General features: G+C 67.1%; 20 protein-coding genes. 9 read left to right on the forward strand and 11 right to left on the reverse strand.

Annotation, left to right across the window (positions count from 1 at the left end):
* Positions 1 to 10: 10 nt before the first annotated feature.
* The 3 genes from U3653_RS03270 to U3653_RS03280 are packed head-to-tail and all read left to right on the forward strand — an operon-like array spanning position 11 to position 2,373.
* On the forward strand, positions 11 to 1,258 hold the full coding sequence (locus tag U3653_RS03270) for a type VII secretion target (RefSeq protein ID WP_195079708.1): 1,248 nt from the start codon (positions 11 to 13) through the stop codon (positions 1,256 to 1,258).
* A gap of 17 nt (positions 1,259 to 1,275) precedes the next feature.
* Positions 1,276 to 1,725, forward strand: coding sequence for a hypothetical protein (locus tag U3653_RS03275; RefSeq protein WP_323124456.1), 450 nt, complete (start codon positions 1,276 to 1,278; stop codon positions 1,723 to 1,725).
* A gap of 21 nt (positions 1,726 to 1,746) precedes the next feature.
* Positions 1,747 to 2,373 carry a DUF3558 domain-containing protein gene (locus tag U3653_RS03280; RefSeq protein WP_195079710.1) on the forward strand — a complete coding sequence of 209 codons (627 nt, stop codon included), beginning with the start codon at positions 1,747 to 1,749 and terminating at the stop codon, positions 2,371 to 2,373.
* A gap of 175 nt (positions 2,374 to 2,548) precedes the next feature.
* On the opposite strand, the gene U3653_RS03285 is transcribed toward U3653_RS03280, so the two are convergent.
* Together U3653_RS03285 and U3653_RS03290 are read right to left on the reverse strand one after the other, a co-directional pair.
* On the reverse strand, positions 2,549 to 2,752 hold the full coding sequence (locus U3653_RS03285) for a hypothetical protein (protein ID WP_195079711.1): 204 nt from the start codon (positions 2,750 to 2,752) through the stop codon (positions 2,549 to 2,551).
* A gap of 248 nt (positions 2,753 to 3,000) precedes the next feature.
* Positions 3,001 to 3,411: a nuclear transport factor 2 family protein gene (locus U3653_RS03290; RefSeq protein WP_195079712.1), complete on the reverse strand. Its 411-nt coding sequence runs from the start codon at positions 3,409 to 3,411 to the stop codon at positions 3,001 to 3,003.
* A gap of 87 nt (positions 3,412 to 3,498) precedes the next feature.
* Between U3653_RS03290 and U3653_RS03295 the strand changes: the two genes are divergently transcribed.
* Positions 3,499 to 3,939: a MarR family winged helix-turn-helix transcriptional regulator gene (locus U3653_RS03295; protein WP_195079713.1), complete on the forward strand. Its 441-nt coding sequence runs from the start codon at positions 3,499 to 3,501 to the stop codon at positions 3,937 to 3,939.
* Between the two features lie 21 nt (positions 3,940 to 3,960).
* Here the strand turns inward: U3653_RS03295 and U3653_RS03300 are convergent, their stop codons facing one another.
* From U3653_RS03300 to U3653_RS03310, 3 genes are all read right to left on the reverse strand, one after another.
* Positions 3,961 to 4,593 (reverse strand): pyridoxamine 5'-phosphate oxidase family protein, encoded by a 633-nt coding sequence (locus tag U3653_RS03300; protein ID WP_195079714.1) that lies wholly within the window; start codon positions 4,591 to 4,593, stop codon positions 3,961 to 3,963.
* A gap of 232 nt (positions 4,594 to 4,825) precedes the next feature.
* Entirely contained in the window at positions 4,826 to 7,012 is a 2,187-nt protein-coding gene (locus U3653_RS03305; RefSeq protein ID WP_195079715.1) for a molybdopterin-dependent oxidoreductase, read from the reverse strand.
* A gap of 189 nt (positions 7,013 to 7,201) precedes the next feature.
* Positions 7,202 to 7,720: a hypothetical protein gene (locus U3653_RS03310; protein ID WP_323124457.1), complete on the reverse strand. Its 519-nt coding sequence runs from the start codon at positions 7,718 to 7,720 to the stop codon at positions 7,202 to 7,204.
* A 419-nt stretch (positions 7,721 to 8,139) separates the two neighbouring features.
* Between U3653_RS03310 and U3653_RS03315 the strand changes: the two genes are divergently transcribed.
* Positions 8,140 to 8,703 carry a DUF4282 domain-containing protein gene (locus tag U3653_RS03315; protein ID WP_195079716.1) on the forward strand — a complete coding sequence of 188 codons (564 nt, stop codon included), beginning with the start codon at positions 8,140 to 8,142 and terminating at the stop codon, positions 8,701 to 8,703.
* A 202-nt stretch (positions 8,704 to 8,905) separates the two neighbouring features.
* Positions 8,906 to 9,781: a helix-turn-helix domain-containing protein gene (locus tag U3653_RS03320; RefSeq protein WP_195079717.1), complete on the forward strand. Its 876-nt coding sequence runs from the start codon at positions 8,906 to 8,908 to the stop codon at positions 9,779 to 9,781.
* A 22-nt stretch (positions 9,782 to 9,803) separates the two neighbouring features.
* Here the strand turns inward: U3653_RS03320 and U3653_RS03325 are convergent, their stop codons facing one another.
* Positions 9,804 to 10,232, reverse strand: coding sequence for a MarR family winged helix-turn-helix transcriptional regulator (locus U3653_RS03325; RefSeq protein WP_195079718.1), 429 nt, complete (start codon positions 10,230 to 10,232; stop codon positions 9,804 to 9,806).
* Positions 10,233 to 10,317: 85 nt separating this feature from the next.
* Here U3653_RS03325 and U3653_RS03330 point away from each other — a divergent pair, with 85 nt between their 5' ends.
* Entirely contained in the window at positions 10,318 to 11,784 is a 1,467-nt protein-coding gene (locus U3653_RS03330; protein WP_195079719.1) for an MFS transporter, read from the forward strand.
* Between the two features lie 146 nt (positions 11,785 to 11,930).
* Here the strand turns inward: U3653_RS03330 and U3653_RS03335 are convergent, their stop codons facing one another.
* Together U3653_RS03335 and rfbA are read right to left on the reverse strand one after the other, a co-directional pair.
* Complete coding sequence (locus tag U3653_RS03335) at positions 11,931 to 12,479, reverse strand: dTDP-4-dehydrorhamnose 3,5-epimerase family protein (protein WP_195079895.1); 549 nt, start codon at positions 12,477 to 12,479, stop codon at positions 11,931 to 11,933.
* A gap of 2 nt (positions 12,480 to 12,481) precedes the next feature.
* Positions 12,482 to 13,354 carry a glucose-1-phosphate thymidylyltransferase RfbA gene (rfbA, locus tag U3653_RS03340; protein ID WP_195079720.1) on the reverse strand — a complete coding sequence of 291 codons (873 nt, stop codon included), beginning with the start codon at positions 13,352 to 13,354 and terminating at the stop codon, positions 12,482 to 12,484.
* A gap of 225 nt (positions 13,355 to 13,579) precedes the next feature.
* Between rfbA and U3653_RS03345 the strand changes: the two genes are divergently transcribed.
* A complete protein-coding gene (locus U3653_RS03345) occupies positions 13,580 to 14,569 on the forward strand; it encodes an alpha/beta hydrolase (RefSeq protein ID WP_195079721.1) in 990 nt (329 codons plus the stop codon).
* A 288-nt stretch (positions 14,570 to 14,857) separates the two neighbouring features.
* Here U3653_RS03345 and U3653_RS03350 read toward each other — a convergent pair whose 3' ends face one another.
* Positions 14,858 to 15,565 (reverse strand): DUF8020 domain-containing protein, encoded by a 708-nt coding sequence (locus U3653_RS03350; protein WP_195079722.1) that lies wholly within the window; start codon positions 15,563 to 15,565, stop codon positions 14,858 to 14,860.
* 306 nt (positions 15,566 to 15,871) lie between these two features.
* Here U3653_RS03350 and rfbB point away from each other — a divergent pair, with 306 nt between their 5' ends.
* A complete protein-coding gene (gene rfbB, locus U3653_RS03355; protein WP_195079723.1) occupies positions 15,872 to 16,888 on the forward strand; it encodes a dTDP-glucose 4,6-dehydratase in 1,017 nt (338 codons plus the stop codon).
* An 18-nt stretch (positions 16,889 to 16,906) separates the two neighbouring features.
* Here the strand turns inward: rfbB and U3653_RS03360 are convergent, their stop codons facing one another.
* Positions 16,907 to 18,499 carry a DUF2142 domain-containing protein gene (locus tag U3653_RS03360; protein ID WP_195079724.1) on the reverse strand — a complete coding sequence of 531 codons (1,593 nt, stop codon included), beginning with the start codon at positions 18,497 to 18,499 and terminating at the stop codon, positions 16,907 to 16,909.
* Entirely contained in the window at positions 18,496 to 19,464 is a 969-nt protein-coding gene (locus U3653_RS03365; protein ID WP_195079725.1) for a glycosyltransferase, read from the reverse strand. Before U3653_RS03365 ends, U3653_RS03360 begins: the two co-directional genes overlap by 4 nt.
* Positions 19,465 to 19,584: the final 120 nt, after the last annotated feature.

Below are 19,584 nucleotides of genomic sequence, written 5' to 3' on the forward strand. Positions count from 1 at the left end.
ATGTAGGGCTTTGGGTGAGAATTTGCTGGCGGTACCGGGTGAGATCGCGGGTTTCGGCAGACTTGTCTCCGAGATCGGCGCCGATGCTGCGAAGGCTGCTGAATTCGCCGGCAAACAATGCATGCCCGCCGATTGGCTGCAAGGGCCGATCATCGATCAGTTGGTGGCGCCGGTCAAGGACGCGGCCGCGGCAACGCAGCAGCGCATGGCCTCCATTGCTACCACTACATCATCCACCGGTACCGAGCTCAACAAAGCGGCATGGATGTATCACGACCGGGACCAAAAGAACTATACGGCGTTGAATCAGAACACCTTCAACGGCCCGGTAGCACCGGGTGCCCCCGTCGGTGCCGACATCGAGGTTCAAGGAACCACGGCGGCATACGTTGCTTCGGCTGACTATTCGAAGGCGAAATCCTTCGAACTACAGGAACCGCAGTCGAACAAGGAAGATACTGTCGCCCTTATCGGCGAGGTGGCTCCGATCCTCGGTGAGGTGAACGAGTCGATCAAAAGCATCACCCGCACGGCTGGAAATGAAATCGACCCCCTCGGCAAGTGCTTGGAGCCGATTCCCGGTAACTGGAGCGAGGTTCGGCGGATCGGCGAGGCATACAAGGCAGCCGGAAATGGAATGGAGGCCTGCGGAGATAATCTGGAAGCGGGCCTGAAGAAAGTCGATCCGCACTGGAATGGCAAGGCCGCGCTGTCCTTCAATGATTGGGCGAACCGGCAGATTTCCGCGATGAAATGGGAAGGCCCGGTGGGCCGGATCATCAGTGATGTGCTCGGAGTGGTCGCCGACGAGATCCGGCAAGCCGTCAAAACTATCCTGACGAAGCTGTGGGACATCCTCAACGACCAGATCAAGTTCACAAGTATCGAAGGAATCTTCAAGACTATCGCCAGAAAAATACCGGTCGTAGGGCAGGTCTATGAGATCGTTAATTTGGGTATCAAGATATTCGATATCGTGAAGAAAGCGATAGATCTGGTAGTCGAGATTCAGAAGCTGGTCGATCAGGTCAAGAAGCTACTCGAGTACATAAAAGATCCGATCGGTAAATTGAAGGAAGGCGCCGAACAGAAATTGAAGGAGACTATCGCGCCGTTCACCGAGAAGCTGGAGAAGGCCTCCAAGGCCACCGCCGTGGCCACCGATATATCGAAGATAGCTCAGGTCAACTCCACCTTGGACCGCCCCAAGGAATCCTATGAGGTCGGATCGGGCGGGCAGCCTTGGGAGGACGCATGACATCGCGGTGGGGAAGCATGCGCGAGCCGAACCTGGACCCAGCTGTCGAAGCTCTGGTCCGCAGCGTCATGGGTGCAGTGGAGGAACTGCGGACCGCGCGTATCCAATTGGAAAACCTCGACGTACAGGCACTGCTGCATGAAGTCACCGAGGTGACCGAGGAATTCATGTCGAACCTCGCGGCCGCTCCCGGGGCATCCGACGCGTTACTGGCATACGCCGAACGCGTTCGTGCGGGCGAGTGCCGATGGTCTGACATAGAACAACTCGCGAGGCCGGTACCGCCGGAGGTCACGGAGCTCAAGAACTCTCCCCAGTTCGAGTGGAAGTGGGACCCTGAACCACCGCCGCCACCGACTACCCCGCCGCCGCTGCGACGCACCTCTGCGCGTGACAACGTGGTCGGCCCCAGTGACTGGCCCGACGACTTCGACGACTACCCCTCCGGGAAGTCATGGTTGGTTTGATACCGAAAGGGGATGCGCCGAATGAAGCGAGTTCTGACCACGGGTTTCGCGCTCATTGCCATGGTCACATCGCTTGCCGCCTGTTCCGCCGACAATTCGGATGACACCACGACGAGCCGGCTGCCATCGACTTCGGTCCACCCGACCCCGTCGATGGCCGCCTCTGTACCCCCGGCGCCAGCGCAACCGGACTCGAAGAAGCTGGTGCGGTTCGATCCTTGTTTCGAAGTGAGCGACGATCTCGTCGCCGAGGCCGGGTTCGATCCGGCTACGCGCCAGCGTTCATCTGGAGAGATCGTCACCGATCTCCTGACGGCTGTTGGATGCTCCTTCCGTCGCATCGCCGTCATCGACGGCCAGAAGACCATCACGGGAAATGTCACAGTGCATTCCACGAACTCACCCTTGGATCAGATCAAGAGCACAGATAAGTACGCCGTTTTCAATACCGACGCTGTCAACGGACGAGCGGCTGCTCTGTACACAGTGGCCGCGCTTCCCGGTAGCTGCTATGCGGCAATCAGCAGCGCCGACGGAACTCTAGAAGTCTCGCTGACCGCGATCCCGGGCGCTGCTCCGGTTCCGGCCGCGTGTGATCAAATTCGCGAAGTCGCAACAATTTTCGCAACAGCGCTCGGCGGCAAGTAGGACGTACGCCGATGGGCAACTCAGCTTTCACGAACGGCAGAGCGATCCGGCGGCGGGTGGGCGTCATGCGGCTGACTGAACTGGCCGCGTCGTCGTTTGTGGCAGAGGAGGACGGCGACTCGATCGGCCGCCGCACCGCGGGATTCGGGTCAGGGCAGTGATCTCGACAGGCTCGTCAGAACGAGCAGTCGGTGGGACGGCCCGCCCAGCCACCCTTCAAGAATTCGATGACGGCGCAGAACAGGTCCTCCGACCAGGAACCAACGGGAGCCGCGGCCGGCGTCGCGGCGACGGGCGTGGAGACAGGTTCCGCTGCGGCCGAACCCACCGGAGCGACGAGTCCCGCGATCACGGCGGTAACGGCGACGAGCTTCTTCATCACGTGTCCTCTTCTGTGGCTGTGGATGGCGGCTCGTATCGCCGCATACCTGACCGATCGGTAGCACCACGCACCCCGTTACGAACCTCATTGCCCCCCACCACCTTCCACCCTGCCGCATCGCCGGACGAATCAATGCGAGTGGCACACGGCTGCGGCGTCTTTCGAGAAGAGGTCTCCATGGTGTGCCACTCGTGGGCAGGCGCGAGCCTGGGCCGCCGCCCAACCGCTGATCACGTGGAGGGGGATCACTCCTTGCGCGTCCAAGCGAGCGTGATCCGAATTTTACGCAGGCGCCAGCCCGCGGGTGTGCGGACGGTGGTGGCGGTCAGGCGCAGGCCGCTTGTCAGGTGCGGTGGTTGCCCGTCGCGGTAGTAGTAGACCAGCGAGTTCGCCGAGGAGGCGGCTCGGTCGCCGTCGAGCGTCACCAGGAGATCAGTGGTCGTGTGCTGGGTGTGTTCGCCCTCGACCTCGGCCTGTCGCATGTACTCGACGACCTTGTCGATGCCGCGGACTCGGATACGCGGCGAGTCGACCTCCACATCGTCGGTGTAGATGGCGGCGGCGTCCGCATAGCGTCCCTCGTCGAGCAGGCGTGCGAAGCGGGTGAACAGGTCGGCGATCTCGATACGGTCGGCGATCGCGGTATCCGTGGACATGACGGTCCTTTCGTTGGCTCTGCCAATGTTGGCCCGGCCAACTATATGCCAAATGGTTGGCTGTGCCAACGATGTATGGTTGCTGTCGTGGAGAACGCACCCGCACGCCTGACCGCGAAGCCGAGTTGGCTGCTCACCCAGTTGGCCGTACACGCCCACCGGTTGGCGTCCGACAGCTTCGCCGAGGCCGGCGCGCGTGGGTATCACTTCCGCATCCTCGCCGCGCTGGAGGAGTTCGGGGCGGCCAGCCAGGCCGACCTCGGTCGCCGGTGCAACATGGACCGAAGCGATGTGGTGGCGGCGATCAACGAACTCGCCGGGCCGGGTTTCGTCGAGCGGACGCCGGATCCGGACGACCGAAGGCGCAATATCGTGACCCTCACCGAGGCGGGCGAGCGGCAACTGCGGCGCATCGACCGAGCGCTCGACAAGGCGCAGGACGACCTACTCGGACCGCTCTCGGCCGAGGACAGGGCAGACCTGACCCGGCTGCTCGCTCGCTTGCTCGCGCACCATCAGCGGGGATGAGCGCCCGTCCGCGGCAGGGTTTCAGGAACCGCTGATCGCCGTGTCGGCCAGCTCGCTCTTCTCCGCCTTGGCTCCGAAGTAGTCGCCGCCCTTGGCGCGGACATTGTCGGTGCCCCATTCGCGTTGTTCGCGCGCGGCGGGGATCAGGTGTGGAATGTGCTTGCGGCAGTGGATGTACGCCTCTTCCACCTCGACCACCACCCAGTGTTCGGCGACGCGGCCCTTGTGATTGACGGGCAGGTCGGGCACGGTGGCGCGAAGCGCGTGGTCGGGCACCATGCGGGCCGAGCCGTTGATGTGCAGTCCGATGAGGTCGCGTACGAAATCGACGAGCAGGATCCCGACGTGCGGGTTTTCCAGGATATTGCCGAGGCTGGCCATGACGCCGTTGCCACGATATTCCGGATAGGCGATGGTGCGGTCGTCTATCACATGAAGAAAACCGGCTGGTCCGGCTCGGAAACTGGCGTCGCATTCGCCGCGTTTGTCCGCCGTGGCGATGAACGCCATATCCATCCGGCCGAGGAAGTCGATCATCGCCGGATTGAGTCGATCGAGCACTTGGTCGTCGTAGAAGCGCTCCGCTCGATCCTGTGTTCCGTACCGTTCCTGCAGCTCACGCTCGCCATCGCTGCCGTTGTGTCCACCGGGCATCGCCGCCCCCTCTGGTCGCCGAAATGCGGATTCCACCAGGCTCGACGTTGAACCGCGGTCGTATCGAGATCGCGTTCAGTTTAGATGAGAACCGCCCGGCAAAACGTCGAAATCCCCGTCGAGGATGCCTCGGATTCGGCTGTGGCGCAAGTATTTCTCGCGGTTAGCTAAAAGCCGACCGGCCGGAATAATATCCGGCCGGTCGGGATTTGCGGGATCTGTTCGTCCGGGCTCAGGCCGGAGTCAGCGTCACCGGAACACCGTTGAACACGGCGTTGCCGGAGGGGACATCGACCACCGAATCGTCGGTGAGCACATTGGCATTGACGCCCGCGTGCGTGCGCGCCACGGTCTGCGCGCTGTCGCCGTGACCCCACCCGTGCGGCAGGCTCACCACGCCGGGCATGATGGCCTCGGTCGGCTCCAGCGGAACCGTCAGCGTTCCCGCGGCCGATTTCACCACCGCGTGATCGCCGAGCCCGAGCCGCGCCACATCGGCCGGATTGATGTGCAGCGTGCACCGATTCGACCCGCTCACCAGCGTCGCGATGTTGTGCATCCAGCTGTTGTTCGAGCGCAGCTGCCGCCGGCCGATCAGCACGATCTCCGGCGCCGCGTCGGACAGCCGCGCTCGCATCCGCGCCACGTCGTCCAGCAGCGGCTGCGGGGCGAGGTCGACCCGTCCGCTCGCTGTGCGCAGCACGCCAGGCAGCCGCGGCTGCAACGGGCCGAGATCTATGCCGTGCGGGTTGTCCAGAAGCACTTGCAAATTGAGCGTGCCGCCGTTCCATTCGCCGTACGGCCCGAGGCGCAGCATCAGATCGATCCGCTGCTCGGTGCTGTTCTCGCCGATCAGATCGCCGCGCCGCTCGGGGATCCCGGCCTTGTGCAGCATGCCCGCGATGACGAGCTCGTCCACGGCGGTGAGCGGGTCGATCCCGTCGGAGCCGTCGTGCGGCCTGCCGGTCAGCGCGGCGGCGAGACGAGCTAGGACGGCGGGCTCGGAGGGCCGGTCACCCAGCGGCACCAGTGGACGCGAGTAGCGCGTGTAGTTGCGCACGGCGAATTGCAGCAGCGCGAAATCGTAGTGCGGGGACTGGGTGGGACGCGGCGGAGGCAGGATCACGTCGGCGTGCTTGGTGGTCTCGTTCACGTACCTGTCCACGCTGACCATGAAGTCGAGCTGGGCGAACGCTTCGTCCAGCCGTGCGCCGCTCGGCGCGGACAGCACCGGATTGCCCGCGACCGTCACCAGGGCGCGGATCTGCCCTTCGCCCGGCGTGGTGATCTCGTCGGCGAGCGTCGCGACGGGCAGCTCGCCCATCGCCTCGGGCAGCCCGCGCACCCGGCTGGCCCAGCGTCCGGGGCGGAACGGCCTGGTGCGGGAGATCCCGCCGGCCGCGGCGGTGGCGAACATCGCGCCGCCGGGGGAGTCGAGGTTGCCGGTCAGCGCGTTGATCGCGTCGACGAGCCACTGCGTGATCGTGCCGAATTCGGCGGTGCAGGTGCCGATCCGGGCGTACACCGCGGCGGTCGGCGCCGCCGCGAGTTCGCGGGCGAGCCGCACGATCGTCGACGCGGGTACGCCGGTGCGCGTGGCAACGGTATCCGGATCGAACGCGGCGGCGGCCGTGCGCAATTCGTCCAGGCCGGTGACCTCGACGCGCAGATCGGTCAACTGCTCGGCGAAGAGCGTGTGCACGATGCCGAACATCAGATACGCATCGCTGCCCGGCCGGATGAACAAGTGCTCGTCGGCGAGTTTCGCCGTGCGGGTCACTCGCGGATCCACCACGACGAAGCGGCCGCCCCGGCCGCGCAGCGCCTTCAGCCTGCCAGGGAAATCCGGTGCGGTGCACAGCGAGCCGTTGGATTCCAGCGGATTGGCCCCCAGCATCAGCAGGTAATCGGTGCGGTCGAGGTCGGGCACCGGCACGGTGAGCGGATCGCCGAACATCAGCCCACTGGCCACCTGCTTGGGCATCTGGTCGGCGGTGCTCGCGGAGTAGATGTTCTTGGTGCCCAGCGCGCGCAGCAGCGCGGGCACGTACAGCGTGCCGGCCACGGTGTGCGCATTGGGGTTGCCCAGGTAGGCCGCGGCCGACTGGGCGCCGTGCTCGGCGACGACGGCGGGGAAACGCTCGGCGATGTAATCGAAGGCTTCGTCCCAGGTCGCGGCGCGCCAGGCACCGGTAGCGCGATCACGGATCAGCGGCTCGGTCACCCGGTCCTGGTCCTCGTCGAGATGGCCGAAGCTGGCTCCCTTGGGGCAGATGAAGCCCTTGCTGAAGGGATCGCTGCGGTCGCCGCGCACCGAGGTCACGTGGTCGTCCGGGTCGAGGGTGATTTCCAGGCCGCAGACCGCCTCACAGAGCGGGCAGGTCCGCAGCAGATTGCGCGATTGCGTGATCGGGGCCATACCCCATCTTGGCGTCCGGCGGCGAAACTGAAAAGAGAACGCTTGATATCGGCAACGCCGAACGACCGGTACCCGGCGGCGCTCCGGGGTGGGGATCCGGAGCGCCGGGACGGATACCGGTCGCAAACAGGCCGGGTAGCGCGGCCCCGGCCCGCGATCAGCAGGTGAACTCGATCAGGGGCGCGTTGCTCAGCAGGCGATGGTCAGCTTGGCGCGGCGCGAGCTGGTGGCGGCGCGCACGGCGGCGGCGATCGCGACGACCGGAGGCATCCAGCGGGCCTCGGCGGGAGCGACGCCCCAGCAGGCCGAACCGGCCGACAGGTGGGTGGGGGGCAGCGGGATGCCCGCGCCGTCGGTGTACACGGTGGCGCCGGCCTCGCGCAGCGCCTCGAGCGCCATCGCGGCCTTGCGTACACCGGTGACCAGGTGGATCTCGCGCCGCTCCGTGCCAGGGAACTCGATCACCGCGCCGGACAGGTTGTTCGCCCGCAGGAAGCGGCGGACCTCGCCGGCCAGTTCGCCGGTGACCTCGATGCCGGACACGTTGTCGTCGGTGATCAGGTTCAGACCGTTGGCCGTTTCGGCGACCGTCCACCCGCGCTGGTTGTAGTCCTGCGCAGCGGCGGTCAGCTCGGCCGCCGTGACGGAAGTCGGAAACGTGGTGCGCACTGTCTTCTCCATTCCCCGGTAGATCTCTGGGTCCTGCATTCATGGGTCGTATCGGCGGGGGACGCCGTCGGCGTTACGGGTTCTCCGAAAGAATTTCCGGAGTGTCGCCTACGTCTCATTTCCGAGAGGTTCGTCCGTGTTCCTCCGGGCATCCCGAGGTGGCTCGCCAGGCTTGCCACGCAGCTACTTTCGGTCGTGGAGCTGGCCGCTCGCTGCGCCGGAGCTGTGAGGTCGCTGTGGACGGGGCGCGCTGGGTGTTGCGGGTGCGAAAACATACCGGCGGTGTGCGTTTCCGGCTGGATGCGTCCCGCCCTGGGCAGGAAGGATTCTGGGCATGAACATCGGACCTGGTGCGGGCAGCCGGCGTATCCGCCGAGAACGGATGCTCGCCGCAGCGGGATTCGGCACGAGCATGTGGCCTGGTGCAGGCTCGTGTGACGCAGGCAGGAGAGCCCGGCATGAGTGACGAACCCAACGAAACCGAAGCCCCCGAGGACGTCGGCGAGTACCAGGCCGAGTCGCGCTGGCTCACCTGGAAAGAATCGATGGCCGCGCGCGTCTCCGGCCCCGCTCCCGAGGAAGAGCAACCCGCCGAGCCGTTCGGCAGCCCGCGCGCGTTCGCGCAGTGGAGCGCCGCGGCCGCGCGCGCCCTGATCGACGTGCAGTTCCACCGCCCGGCCACCCGCACCCTCCTGCCGCTGGCCTACATCCTGGGGCTGGTGTTCGCCTTCGCGGTGCCCATCACGCTGACGGTCTCGGCATGGCGGGTGTCGGCGCTGCTGGGCGTGCTCGCCGCGGTGCTGGGCGTACCGCTCGGCCTGACCATCGCCGCCGCCGTCCGCCTGATGCTCGAGTTCCTGGTGAATGCCTCCCGTCTGGCGACGCGGGTGGAGCACATCAGCGAACTGGCCGACGACTTGTTCCAGGCGCTGTCGGACGTCGCCGAGCCGGTCAACCAGCTGTCCGAAGACGTACGGGCCGTTCAGTTCTGGCGCTTCCGCAAGCGGAACCAGCGCAGGTAGAGCGAAAATCGCGGCGGGCGGAAGTGGTTTGACTCGCAGGAGTCATCGGCCTGGCTGAGACACGCGCCGTGACCGCTGCGAGTTTCACTGTGAACAATGCTGTTCGGATACCCGGCATCCACCTCGGGTGTCCGAGGGCGTGCCGCGCCGCCGACCGAGCAGGGTTCACGGCGCGGCGGTATACGGCGAGCAGGGGGGAAGCATGGCTTTACCGCAGGGAACGACCGGATCGACCATGCCGCGACGGCAACTCGGCAGGCACTTGCGTGATCTGCGCAACCGGGCCGGGATGACCACGCGGGTGGCCGCGCAGCAGCTGGAGTGGTCGGAGGCGAAGATCTGGCGGATCGAGACCGGTCAGACCTCGCTGCGCGGTCTCGATGTCGAGGCGATGTGCAAGGTCTACGGCGCGCCGCCCGACCTGCTCGAACCGCTGCGTGCGCTGGCACGCGACACCAAGGCCAAGGGCTGGTGGACGGCCTACGGCGACGTCATCCCCGAGGGCTTCGACGTCTACATCGGGCTGGAAGAAGCGGCCACCCGGGTGTCCACCTATGAGAACGAACTCGTCCCCGGCCTCCTGCAAACCGAAGGTTACACCCGCGCGGTGTGCGCGGCGGCGCATCCGGAGCTGTCCGCCGACGAGATCGATCGCAGGGTGCGCTTACGTCAGGCCAGGCAGGCGCTGGTCACCCGTGCCGACGCTCCGCTGCGGCTGGACGCGCTGATCGACGAGGCGGTGCTGGGGCGGCGCATCGGCGACCCGGCGGTGACCGCCGGGCAACTCGACCACCTGCTCCACATGGCGCAGTTGCCGAACGTTCGGCTCCGGGTGGTGCCCGCGGATTGCGGCTATCACGACGGCATGGCGTCGGGCCGGTTCGTGCTGCTGGAGTTCGCCGAGACGGGTTCCGACGCGCGGCCGGAACCGCCGGTGGTCTACCTGGAGATGTTCACCGGGCCGGTCTACCTGGACAAAGGGCAGGAGATCGCCCGTTTCCGAGCTGCTTTCGCGAGCGTCGAGGCGGCGGCGGTCGACGCGCGCGAACGCATCGAGGACGCGCGGAAGGCGCTCTGACCGGCCACCGCATCCACGCTGGTCAGCACTTCGGCGGCCCCGGCACAGCCCAGGTGTCGCTCAGGACCGCACGGTGCGTGGGCAGGGCCTGCTCGTAGACCTCGCGGCCCTTCTCGGTGAGGCAGACGAACACGGCGCGGCGGTCTTGCTCGCACATGGTGCGCCGGACCAGACCGTCGCGCTCCAGGCGCGCCACGGCCCGCGACAGCGCGCTCTGGCTGAGATAGATGTCGTTGGCGAGGTCGCTCATCCGGTAGTCGCCGCAGTTGGCGTCGACCAGCCGGTCCAGCGTCTCGAATTCGCTGAGCCCGATGTGGTGACCGTTCTGCAGCGCCTTCTCGAGCGCACAACTCACCGCGGCGTGCCGGTCGAGCAGCTCGCGCCACTCTCCAACCAGCCCGGCCTGCGCGGGAGCGCGCTGGGCTGTGCTCACGGTGGTCGGCTTCGACATGGCCCCATCTTAGTGGGCCCAGCATGTCCATGCAACTGCATTAAATGTGTTGGCATTTAATGCACGCGCATGTAATGTTCCCCGCATGACTTCACCAGCAACGCTCACGGCCGCTCAGGCGAGCGATCCGGCCAGATGGTCAGCCCGGCTCTGGGGCATGCTGATCACGCTGTGCATCGTGTTGTTCCTCGACGGCCTCGACGTCTCGATGATCGGTGTCGCGCTGCCGTCCATCGGCGCGGAACTCGATCTGTCAACCTCGACGCTGCAATGGCTGGTCAGCGGGTACGTCCTCGGCTACGGCGGTCTGTTGCTGCTCGGCGGTCGCACCGCCGATCTGCTCGGGCGGCGCAAGGTCTTCCTGATCGCGCTCGCGGTCTTCGCGGTCGCCTCGCTGGCCGGCGGTCTGGTCAGCTCCGGCCCGCTGCTGATCCTCACCCGCTTCGTCAAGGGCCTCGCCGCCGCGTTCACCGCGCCGACCGGCCTGTCCATCATCACCACGAACTTCGCCGAGGGCCCCGCCCGCAACAAGGCGCTGTCCATCTACACGGTGTTCGGCGCGGGCGGTTACTCCATGGGCCTGCTGTTCGGCGGCCTGATGACCGGTGTGGGCTGGCGCTGGACGTTCTTGCTTCCGGTGCCGATCGCACTCGCCGCGCTGGCCGCGGCCTTCGTGCTGGTGCCGAAGGACAAGCCCGCCGAGGAAGGCGGACACGACCTGCTCGGCGCGCTGCTGTCGACCGCGGCCATGTTGCTGCTGGTCTACACCGTGGTCGCCGCGCCGGAAGCCGGCTGGGCGTCGGTGCGCACCATCGGTTCGTTCGTCGCGGTCGCCGCGCTGTTCGCCGGGTTCGTCGCGGTGGAGAAGCGGGTGCGCTACCCGCTGGTTCGCCTCGGGATCCTGCGCAAGTCCTCGCTGGTCCGGGCCAGTCTCGCGATCGTCGCGGTGGCGGGTTCCTACTTCAGCTGGCAGTTCATCGTGACGCTGTACCTGCAGGACACGCTCGGCTGGTCGCCGCTGAAGCTGGCCATGGCGCTGCTGCCGGTCGGACTGCTGGTCGTGCTGTCGGCCTTCTTCTCCGACAAGCTCGTCGATCGCTTCGGCACGGGGCCGGTGATCGGCGTGACCATGACCGTGATGGCCGTCGGTTACCTGCTCTTCCTGCGGCTGGACACCGCGCCCTCCTACCTGACGATGCTGCTGCCCGCGGTGCTGCTGATCGGTATCGGATGGGTCGGCTTCCCGGCCATCAACATCCAGGCCACCAACGGCATCGATGACGAGGAACAGGGTCTCGCCGCCGGAGTGCTGCAAACGTCCATGCAGGTCGGCGCGGCCATCGTGCTCGCGGTGACCACGGCGATCATCGCCTCCGGCGCGCATGCCGACATCTCGGCCACCGGGATGCTCGACACCTACCGTCCCGGTCTGGAGTTCGCCGCGGGCGTGTCCATCGTCGGCGCGCTCGTCGCCATGCTGGCCTTCGCACCGCGCTTCCGCGGCCAGGAGCGGGCGGCGGACGAGGAGAAGGAACTGCAACTCGTCGGCTGACCGAGTGGTCGACACCGAGCGCCGTCACCCAGCATCGGGTGGCGGCGCTCGACGTATGCGGCTGATTCCGTGGGACCGGAGGATTCCGGCGGATGCGCCGGGCTGCTCTGTTCAGAGCGGCATCACGTTCGGCTCGCTCGTTCGGCTCACGAAAACGGCGGGGCCACAGAATCTTTCGCGGAGCGGATGAAGGTGAGCTCCCGGCCGTCGCGACCGACCCTCGGCCACTCGATGCCGAGCGTGGGATCGAACGCGTCGATGTCGTGGTCGAACTCCGGCTGGTACTCCAGGGAGCACAAGTAGGTGACCGTCGAGCCGTCCTCCAGCGAGAGGATCGCGTGGCCGAGCCCTTCGGACAGGAACACCGAGCGCCGGTCGACGTCGTCGAGCAGCACGCTGTCCCAGCGGCCGTAGGCCGGCGAGCCGGGACGCAGGTCGACGACCACGTCGAGGAACGCGCCGCGCACACACGTCACGTACTTCGCCTGTCCGGGCGGGTCCTCGGTGTAGTGGATGCCGCGCAGCACCCCCGCCGCCGACACCGAGCAGTTGACCTGCCGCAGATCGAACGGCCGCCCGGTCGCCTTCTCGAACTCCGAGGCCTTGAATCCCTCGAGAAACATGCCGCGATCGTCACCGTGCTGGCGCGGCGTGATCACCCACGCGCCCGGCACCGCGAGTTCCCGGAACTCCATGCTCACCAGTCCCGTCCGCGCTCGAGCAGGTCGAGCAGATAGCGTCCGTAACCGGAGCGGACCAGCGGTTCGGCCAGCGCGCACAGCTGCTCGTCGTCGATGAAGCCCATCCGCCAGGCCACCTCCTCGGGTACGCCGATCTTGAGGCCCTGCCGCTCCTCGATGGTGCGCACGTAATTGGCGGCGTCGAGCAGGGAATCGAAGGTACCGGTGTCCAGCCAGGCGGTACCCCGGGCGAGCACGTCCACGCTCAGGCGATCCTGTTCCAGGTAGGCGCGATTGATATCGGTGATCTCGTACTCGCCGCGCGCGGACGGCCGCAGCGACCTGGCGATCTCCACCACGTCGTTGTCGTAGAAGTACAACCCGGGAATGGCGTAGTTCGACCGCGGCGTTTTGGGCTTCTCCTCGATGGACACCGCACGCCCCTCGGTGAACTCGACCACGCCGTAGGCGGTCGGGTCCGACACCCAGTAGGCGAACACCGCGCCGCCGTCGATGCCGTGGAAGCGATTGAGGCTGGTGCCGAGGCCGGGACCGTGAAAGATGTTGTCGCCGAGTACGAGTGCCGCGCAATCGCCCCCGATGTGATCGGCGCCGAGGACGAAGGCCCTGGCCAGGCCGTCCGGCTCGGGCTGGACCACGTAGCTGAGCGACAGCCCGAACTGCGTGCCGTCGCCGAGCAGACGCTGGAACGCCGCCGCGTCGTCGGGCGTGGTGATCACCAGGATGTCCCTGATCCCCGCGAGCATCAGCGTGGAAAGGGGGTAGTAGACCATGGGTTTGTCGTAGACCGGGACCAGCTGCTTGCTCACCCCGCGCGTGATCGGGTGCAACCGGGAGCCGGTGCCGCCCGCCAGAATGATTCCGCGCATGCCATGGAGTCTGCCAGTTTCGCGGCTCCGGGATTCGGTGAGGTTCCGAGTAGTCCTCGATTCGGTTACGGGCGTTTCGCCGCGGCCGGGTTGGAGCGATTCTGTTGCGTAGGTCACGATGCGCATGGTGTTCTGAAAAAACACTGTGTGAGATGTCAGCGCCGACAGCTCGCCTGGGCTCGGTCCGGTCGTGATTCGGCGCGCCAGTTGTGAGGTAGGTGCGCGATGACGGCCAGAGACGGCGAGCCCGGCGTGGTGATGAATCCCAGGGGCCCCAGTGCGCAATCGCGCTTACTGCTGGCCACCTGTATGGGCGTGGTCCGGCCGGTGCTGCGCACCCTCCCGGTCACCAAGGCGACCATTCCCCTCGGCGCGGCCACCGTCGACGGGCTGGCGAGGTTGCGTCCCCGGCCGCACGGCATCGACCGGGAGCAGGTCACGCTGCACCGCATGCGCTTGGAGATCATCCGTCCGGCGGGGGCGTCGCGCGCGCTGCGCCACGGTGCGGTGCTCTACATGCACGGCGGCGGCTTCGCGATCTGCAACACCCGCAGCCACCGCCCGGTCGCGGCGAGCCTGGCCCGCCGCACCGGCTTGCCCGTGATCAACGTCGAGTACCGCCAGTTGCCCCGCACGCGGATCAGCGACTCGGTGGGAGACTGCCTGGCGGCCTACCGCTGGCTGCTGCGCCATGGCGCGGACCCGGCGCGCATCGTCTTCGCGGGTGATTCGGCGGGCGGGTACCTCACCTTCGCGACCGCGCTGCTGGCCCTGGAGTCGGGGCTGCCCGCGCCGGCCGGGCTGGTGGGCTTGAGCCCGTTGCTGGACCTGGACTACGGGGCGAAGCGCGATTACGTCAACGTCGCGCGTGATCCCTACATCCCGCTGTCGGCGCTGGAAGCCGTGGTGCGCATCGGCGCGGAGGTCGACGGGGCGCTCGATCCGATTCTGTCGCCGGTCAACGCGGTGCTGTCCGCGCTTCCTCCGGTGCTGCTGATCGCCGCGGAGGACGAGGTGCTGCGCTTCGACTCGGAATTGATGGCGCAGCGGCTCACCGCGGCGGGCGTGCCGAACGCGCTGGAACTGTGGCGCGGCCAGGTACACGCCTTCATGAGCATCGCGCCGAATCTGCCGGAGAGCAGGGCGGCGCTGGCGCGGGTCGCCCGGTTCGTGCGGGCCCGCATCGCGGACGACCAGCAGGCGCGGACGGCTTGACCGTCCGGCCTTTCCAGGCGAGCCTCGCCCCGCACTCGGCCGGGACGGGGCTCGCGTCCTGTGCGGGTTTTCAGCTATTCCGCGCCGGCCCGCGCTGGACGCAATTGATTCCACCTGAGAGTTATTCGCTCTTGATAGTGCAGGTCAGCACCCGGCGAAGTTTCTAAGTTCCATATTGTTCAGTATTTGTTCACTTCGCGGCCGTCGACGGAATAATGGAGGCCCCGCTCGGCGCGAACGCGCGAGCGGGGCCTCCGATGGATTCAGTTGTGTGCGTTCGGCCGCGGATTACTTCGGGGCGTTGAACGGCTGGTTGATGGTGGTGAAGTACTGGATCGCGGCGCCGATGGCGACCGGGGCGGTGATCAGCAGCTGGCCCGCCAGGGTGCCCAGGGCGCCGACGGCGATGATGCCGCCGAGGCAGCCGATGGCCGCGGCCGGGATGAACGCGCCGAACAGGCCGACGATGGCCGCGGAGGCGACGGTCGCGCCCGCGATGCCGCCGAGCACGCAACCGACGGCGCCGCCGCCGATGCCGCCGACCAGGGTGCCGATGGTGGCGCCGGTGGAGATGGTGTCCTTCATGCGGTTGAAGGCGGCCTGCTCACGGTCGTACTCGCTCTTCCAGGGCGCCTTGTCCTCGAAAGGCAGGGCGACCGGCTTGTAGGTCGCGTGCGCCATGTCGAACTGCGGGGTCAGGGTGGCGGTGCGGTCCGCGATCTCGGCAGCGATCGGGAACTCGAAGTCGTCCACCCGGAAGGTCAGCGGCATGCCGGTGAGCACGTCACCGTTGGCGGCCTTGACCTTGAACGTGCCGTCCTCGACGACCATGGAACCGGCATCGGTCGTGATGATGGACTGGGTGTCGGTCGCGTGCGCGGTGAAGTTCACCGCGCCGTCGGCCTCGGAGGCCGGAGCCGCGTTGACGGTGCCGGCGGTGACGCCGAGAGCGGCGATCAGCAGCGCCGACGTCGCGGCGAATTTCCTCATCAGCATTTTGTTTGGAACCTCTATTGAAGCGTTCGGAGGGGACTAGACGAGCAAAATCTAGAGCAGCTAACGCGTGGTGAACCCTTTGTGACTGTTTATTCAAATTTTGTTCACCGTCGTGACCCACGGCGTGGTGGGGTCGCGGAAATAGGGGTGCTGACCGGCCTTTTCGATAGCGAACAAATCCGGGAGTTCCAAACGCTGGGAAGTCAATGAGACGAACGTCACAGATCGGAACCATGGAGATCGGTTAGACGACACCGCGTTTCGAGTCCGTCGCCCGGGCGGCGTGGCCCCACGTACAGTCATGGGGTGCGATTGCTCGTCACCGGTGGCGCCGGTTTCATCGGCGCGAACTTCGTCCAGCAGACCGTGTCCGACCACCCGGATACGTCCGTCACCGTCCTCGACGCCCTGACCTATGCCGGGAACCGGGCCTCCCTCGACCCGGTGGCCGACCGCATCGAGTTCGTGCACGGCGACATCGCCGACCTCGGCCTGGTGGACGACCTGGTCGGCCGCGCCGACGCGGTGGTGCACTTCGCCGCGGAGTCGCACAACGACAACTCCCTCGCCGAGCCGTGGCCGTTCGTGCAGACCAATATCGTCGGCACCTACTCCCTGCTCCAGGCCGTGCGCAGGCACGACGTGCGCTACCACCATGTCTCCACCGACGAGGTGTACGGCGACCTCGCCCCGGACGACCCGGCCTTCACCGAGACCACCCCGTACAACCCGTCCAGCCCGTACTCGGCCACCAAGGCATCGAGCGATCTGCTGGTGCGCGCGTGGACCCGCTCGTTCGGCGTGCGCGCCACCATCTCCAACTGCAGTAACAATTACGGCCCCTACCAGCACGTGGAGAAATTCATCCCGCGCCAGATCACCAATCTGATCGATGGGGTGCGCCCCCGGCTCTACGGGGCCGGACATCAGGTGCGCGACTGGATCCACGTCCACGACCACAATCGCGCCGTATGGGAGATCCTGCACCGGGGCCGGATCGGGCAGACCTACCTGATCGGCGCCGACGGTCAACTCGACAACAAGTCGGTGGTGCGGATGATCCTCGCGGAGTTCGGCCGCGACCCCGAGGACTTCGACCACGTGACCGACCGGCCCGGCCACGACCAGCGCTACGCGATCGACGCGACGCTGCTGCGTTCCGAACTCGATTGGCGCCCCCGTTACGCGGACTTCCGCGCCGGACTCGCGGCGACGATCCAGTGGTACCGGGACAACGAATCCTGGTGGCGTCCGCACAAAGCCGCTACCGAGCGGGCCTACGCCGACGCGGGCGAGCGGACGCTGAGCGCGACGGGAGACTGAAGCCGCGCGACGCGCCGCTCAGCCCCAGACGATGGTGTAGTACTTCGCCGCCGCCGCGACCAGCGCCACGGTCGTCGCCACCAGCACCGTGACGGCCGGGCCCACCGACGGTGTCTTTCCGGTGGCGTCGGTCAGCCGCAACGGCAGCCAGCGCAGCAGCACCGCCAGCGTGACGATCGCCAGCGGAACGAAGTAGCGGCCCTGGACGCCGTCGATGATGTAGTAGCCGACCGGCGTGAAGGACATGTAGAGCGTCACGTAGATCATCGCGACGCTCGCGGCCATGGTGAGCGCGACGATCAGGGTGCGGCGGAAAGCCGGTGCGGTCATCCGCTCCGCGACGCCGATGCTCACCGCGAACGCCAGCAGGCAGGCCAGCATGGACAGGGCGGGCACGTCGACGTAGGCGAAGCCGAGTTCGCCGAAGAACTGGCTGAACCAGCGCTGGTCGCGCAGGGCGATGCTCTCGCCGAACACGTGCGCGAACTCCGGCGGATCCCGCAGGATGCCGCTGAGCTGGTCGCCCGGCCGCACCGAATGCCACTGGTGCGGGGGCCGCATCAGGCCCATGCCGTCGCCGGTCGGCGCGGCGATCTTCATCCACACCGCGAACGCCAGCGCTCCGGCCGCCGCGAAGACCCACGGAATCCAGCGCCGCCATCCGCTGAACCCGAACCGATCGGCGGGCACCAGGGCGACCAGCAGCGCGAGCAGCACGTAGGTGGGCTTGCTCACCGGCAGCAGGATCGTCGCGCCCAGCAGCGCGCCGATCTCGGCCCGGTTCAGGCGCTCGCCGAGGAACACGGCCTTCACCAGCAGCGCCGAGACCAGGATGGCCAGTGCGTTGGTCATGGTGTCCGCGGTGACCGTCCCCGCCTGGAACACCGCGATCGGCAGCACGGCGACGGTGAACGCCAGCCACTGCACCCGGTGCGCGCGCAAGGCGTACAGGCCGAATCCGACCACGGCGAGGTAGGCCGCCAGCCCGGCGAACCGGGTGAGCAGCAGCAGGCCGCCCACGTTCAGTCCGAAGAGCTCGCCGAGGCGGATGCCGATGGCGGCCGGGATGTAGGGCACCGGCGAGTACGCCGCGGTGTTGGTGAACCACACCGGTTCGGTGGCGTCCGAGACCGCGGCGCCGGTCAATTGGTCGTAGCGCGCCGGGTCGGCCACCATGGGGTCCGGCTCTTCGGGGTTGGTGGTGTAGTCCCGCAGGGCGTAGCCCATCAGCTCGGTGATGCTGGCCGGGACGTCTCCGCCGTAGGCGATGCCGCGATCGTCGTGGATCCGCTGCGGCAGGAATCCGCCGTGGGCGACCTGGTAGGCGCGACCGAACTGGGTGATCTCGTCATGTCCCCAGAACGGCGGGGCCAGAACGGTGAACAGCGCGCCGAAGATGGTCGCGAGCAGCGTGAAGGCGATCGTCGCCGCGCCCAAGCGCGTCACCACGCGCGCCGCCCGGCCTTTCGCGGACCGGTCCGAGCCGTTGGCCGCCTCTTCGGCGTCCAACGCGGGAAGCGGTGCGGTGTCGGTCGCGGGTAGCGGTGCGGTGTCCGATGGCTCGACCGGATTCTCTTCCGGCGTGGCGGTTCGATCCGCCGAGGTCGTCACCGTTCGGCTCCGCCGTTGCCGTGCGGGTCCTCCGCACCCACCGCGTGGTAGCGCAGGTAGACCAGGCGCGCGGCCTCGTGCCTGGAGCGCCGGATGCCGTCGAGGATCAGGCCCGCGGTCCAGGCGAGGCTGCCCAGCAGCAGCAAGGTGAAGCCGAGGAACAGCGTCGGGAACCGCGGCACCGTGTGGCTGTTGTAGAACTCCACGATGATCGGGATGGTCAGGATGATCGAGACCAGCCAGCTCAGCGTGCCGAACAGGCCGTAGAACGCGACCGGCCGCTCGTGGCGGGCCAGTCCGATGATCAAGGCGAGGATCTTGAAGCCGTCGTGATAGGTGCGCAGCTTGCTCTCGCTGCCAGCGGGACGGTCGCGGAAGCCGACCGGCACCGCGGTCTGCGGCACCCGTAGGTGCAGGGAATGCACCGTGAGCTCGGTCTCGATCTCGAATTCGCGGGACACCGCGGGGAAGCTCTTCACGAAGCGGCGGGAGAACACCCGGAAGCCGGAGAGCATGTCCTCGACGTTCTCGCCGAACACCTTCCCGACCACGCCGTTGAGCACCTTGTTGCCGGTCTCGTGCCCAGCGCGGTAGGCCGAGGCGCCCTCGTCCTGCTTGCGCACGCCGAGCACATGGTCGTAGGGGCCGTCGAGCAGCGTCTTGATCATCATCGGCGCGGCGGACGCCTCGTAGGTGTCGTCGCCGTCGATCATCAAGTACACGTCGGCCTCGATGTCGGCGAAGGCGCGGCGCACCACATTGCCCTTGCCCTTGGTGTTCTCGTACCGCACGATCGCTCCGGCCTCCCGGGCGCGCTCGGCGGTCTTGTCCGTGCTCAGATTGTCGTAGACGTAGACGACGATTCCCGGCACGGCGGCCTGCAGATCGGCCACGACCTTGGCGACCGAGGCCTCTTCGTTGTGACACGGAACCACGGCGGCAATACGGAGCTCGGTGGAGTCCACCCGGGTCAATCCTCGCGATCGGTGAATGTGGGAACACGGGGAGGGTACAGGGAACTCACAGCTTGCGCGTGGCCGACCTCACCGTCCGCGGGAGCGGAATTTCCCCGCGCGGGGGCTCGG

It is taken from the genome of Nocardia implantans (genome assembly GCF_035544775.1).
Lineage (GTDB): Bacteria > Actinomycetota > Actinomycetes > Mycobacteriales > Mycobacteriaceae > Nocardia > Nocardia implantans.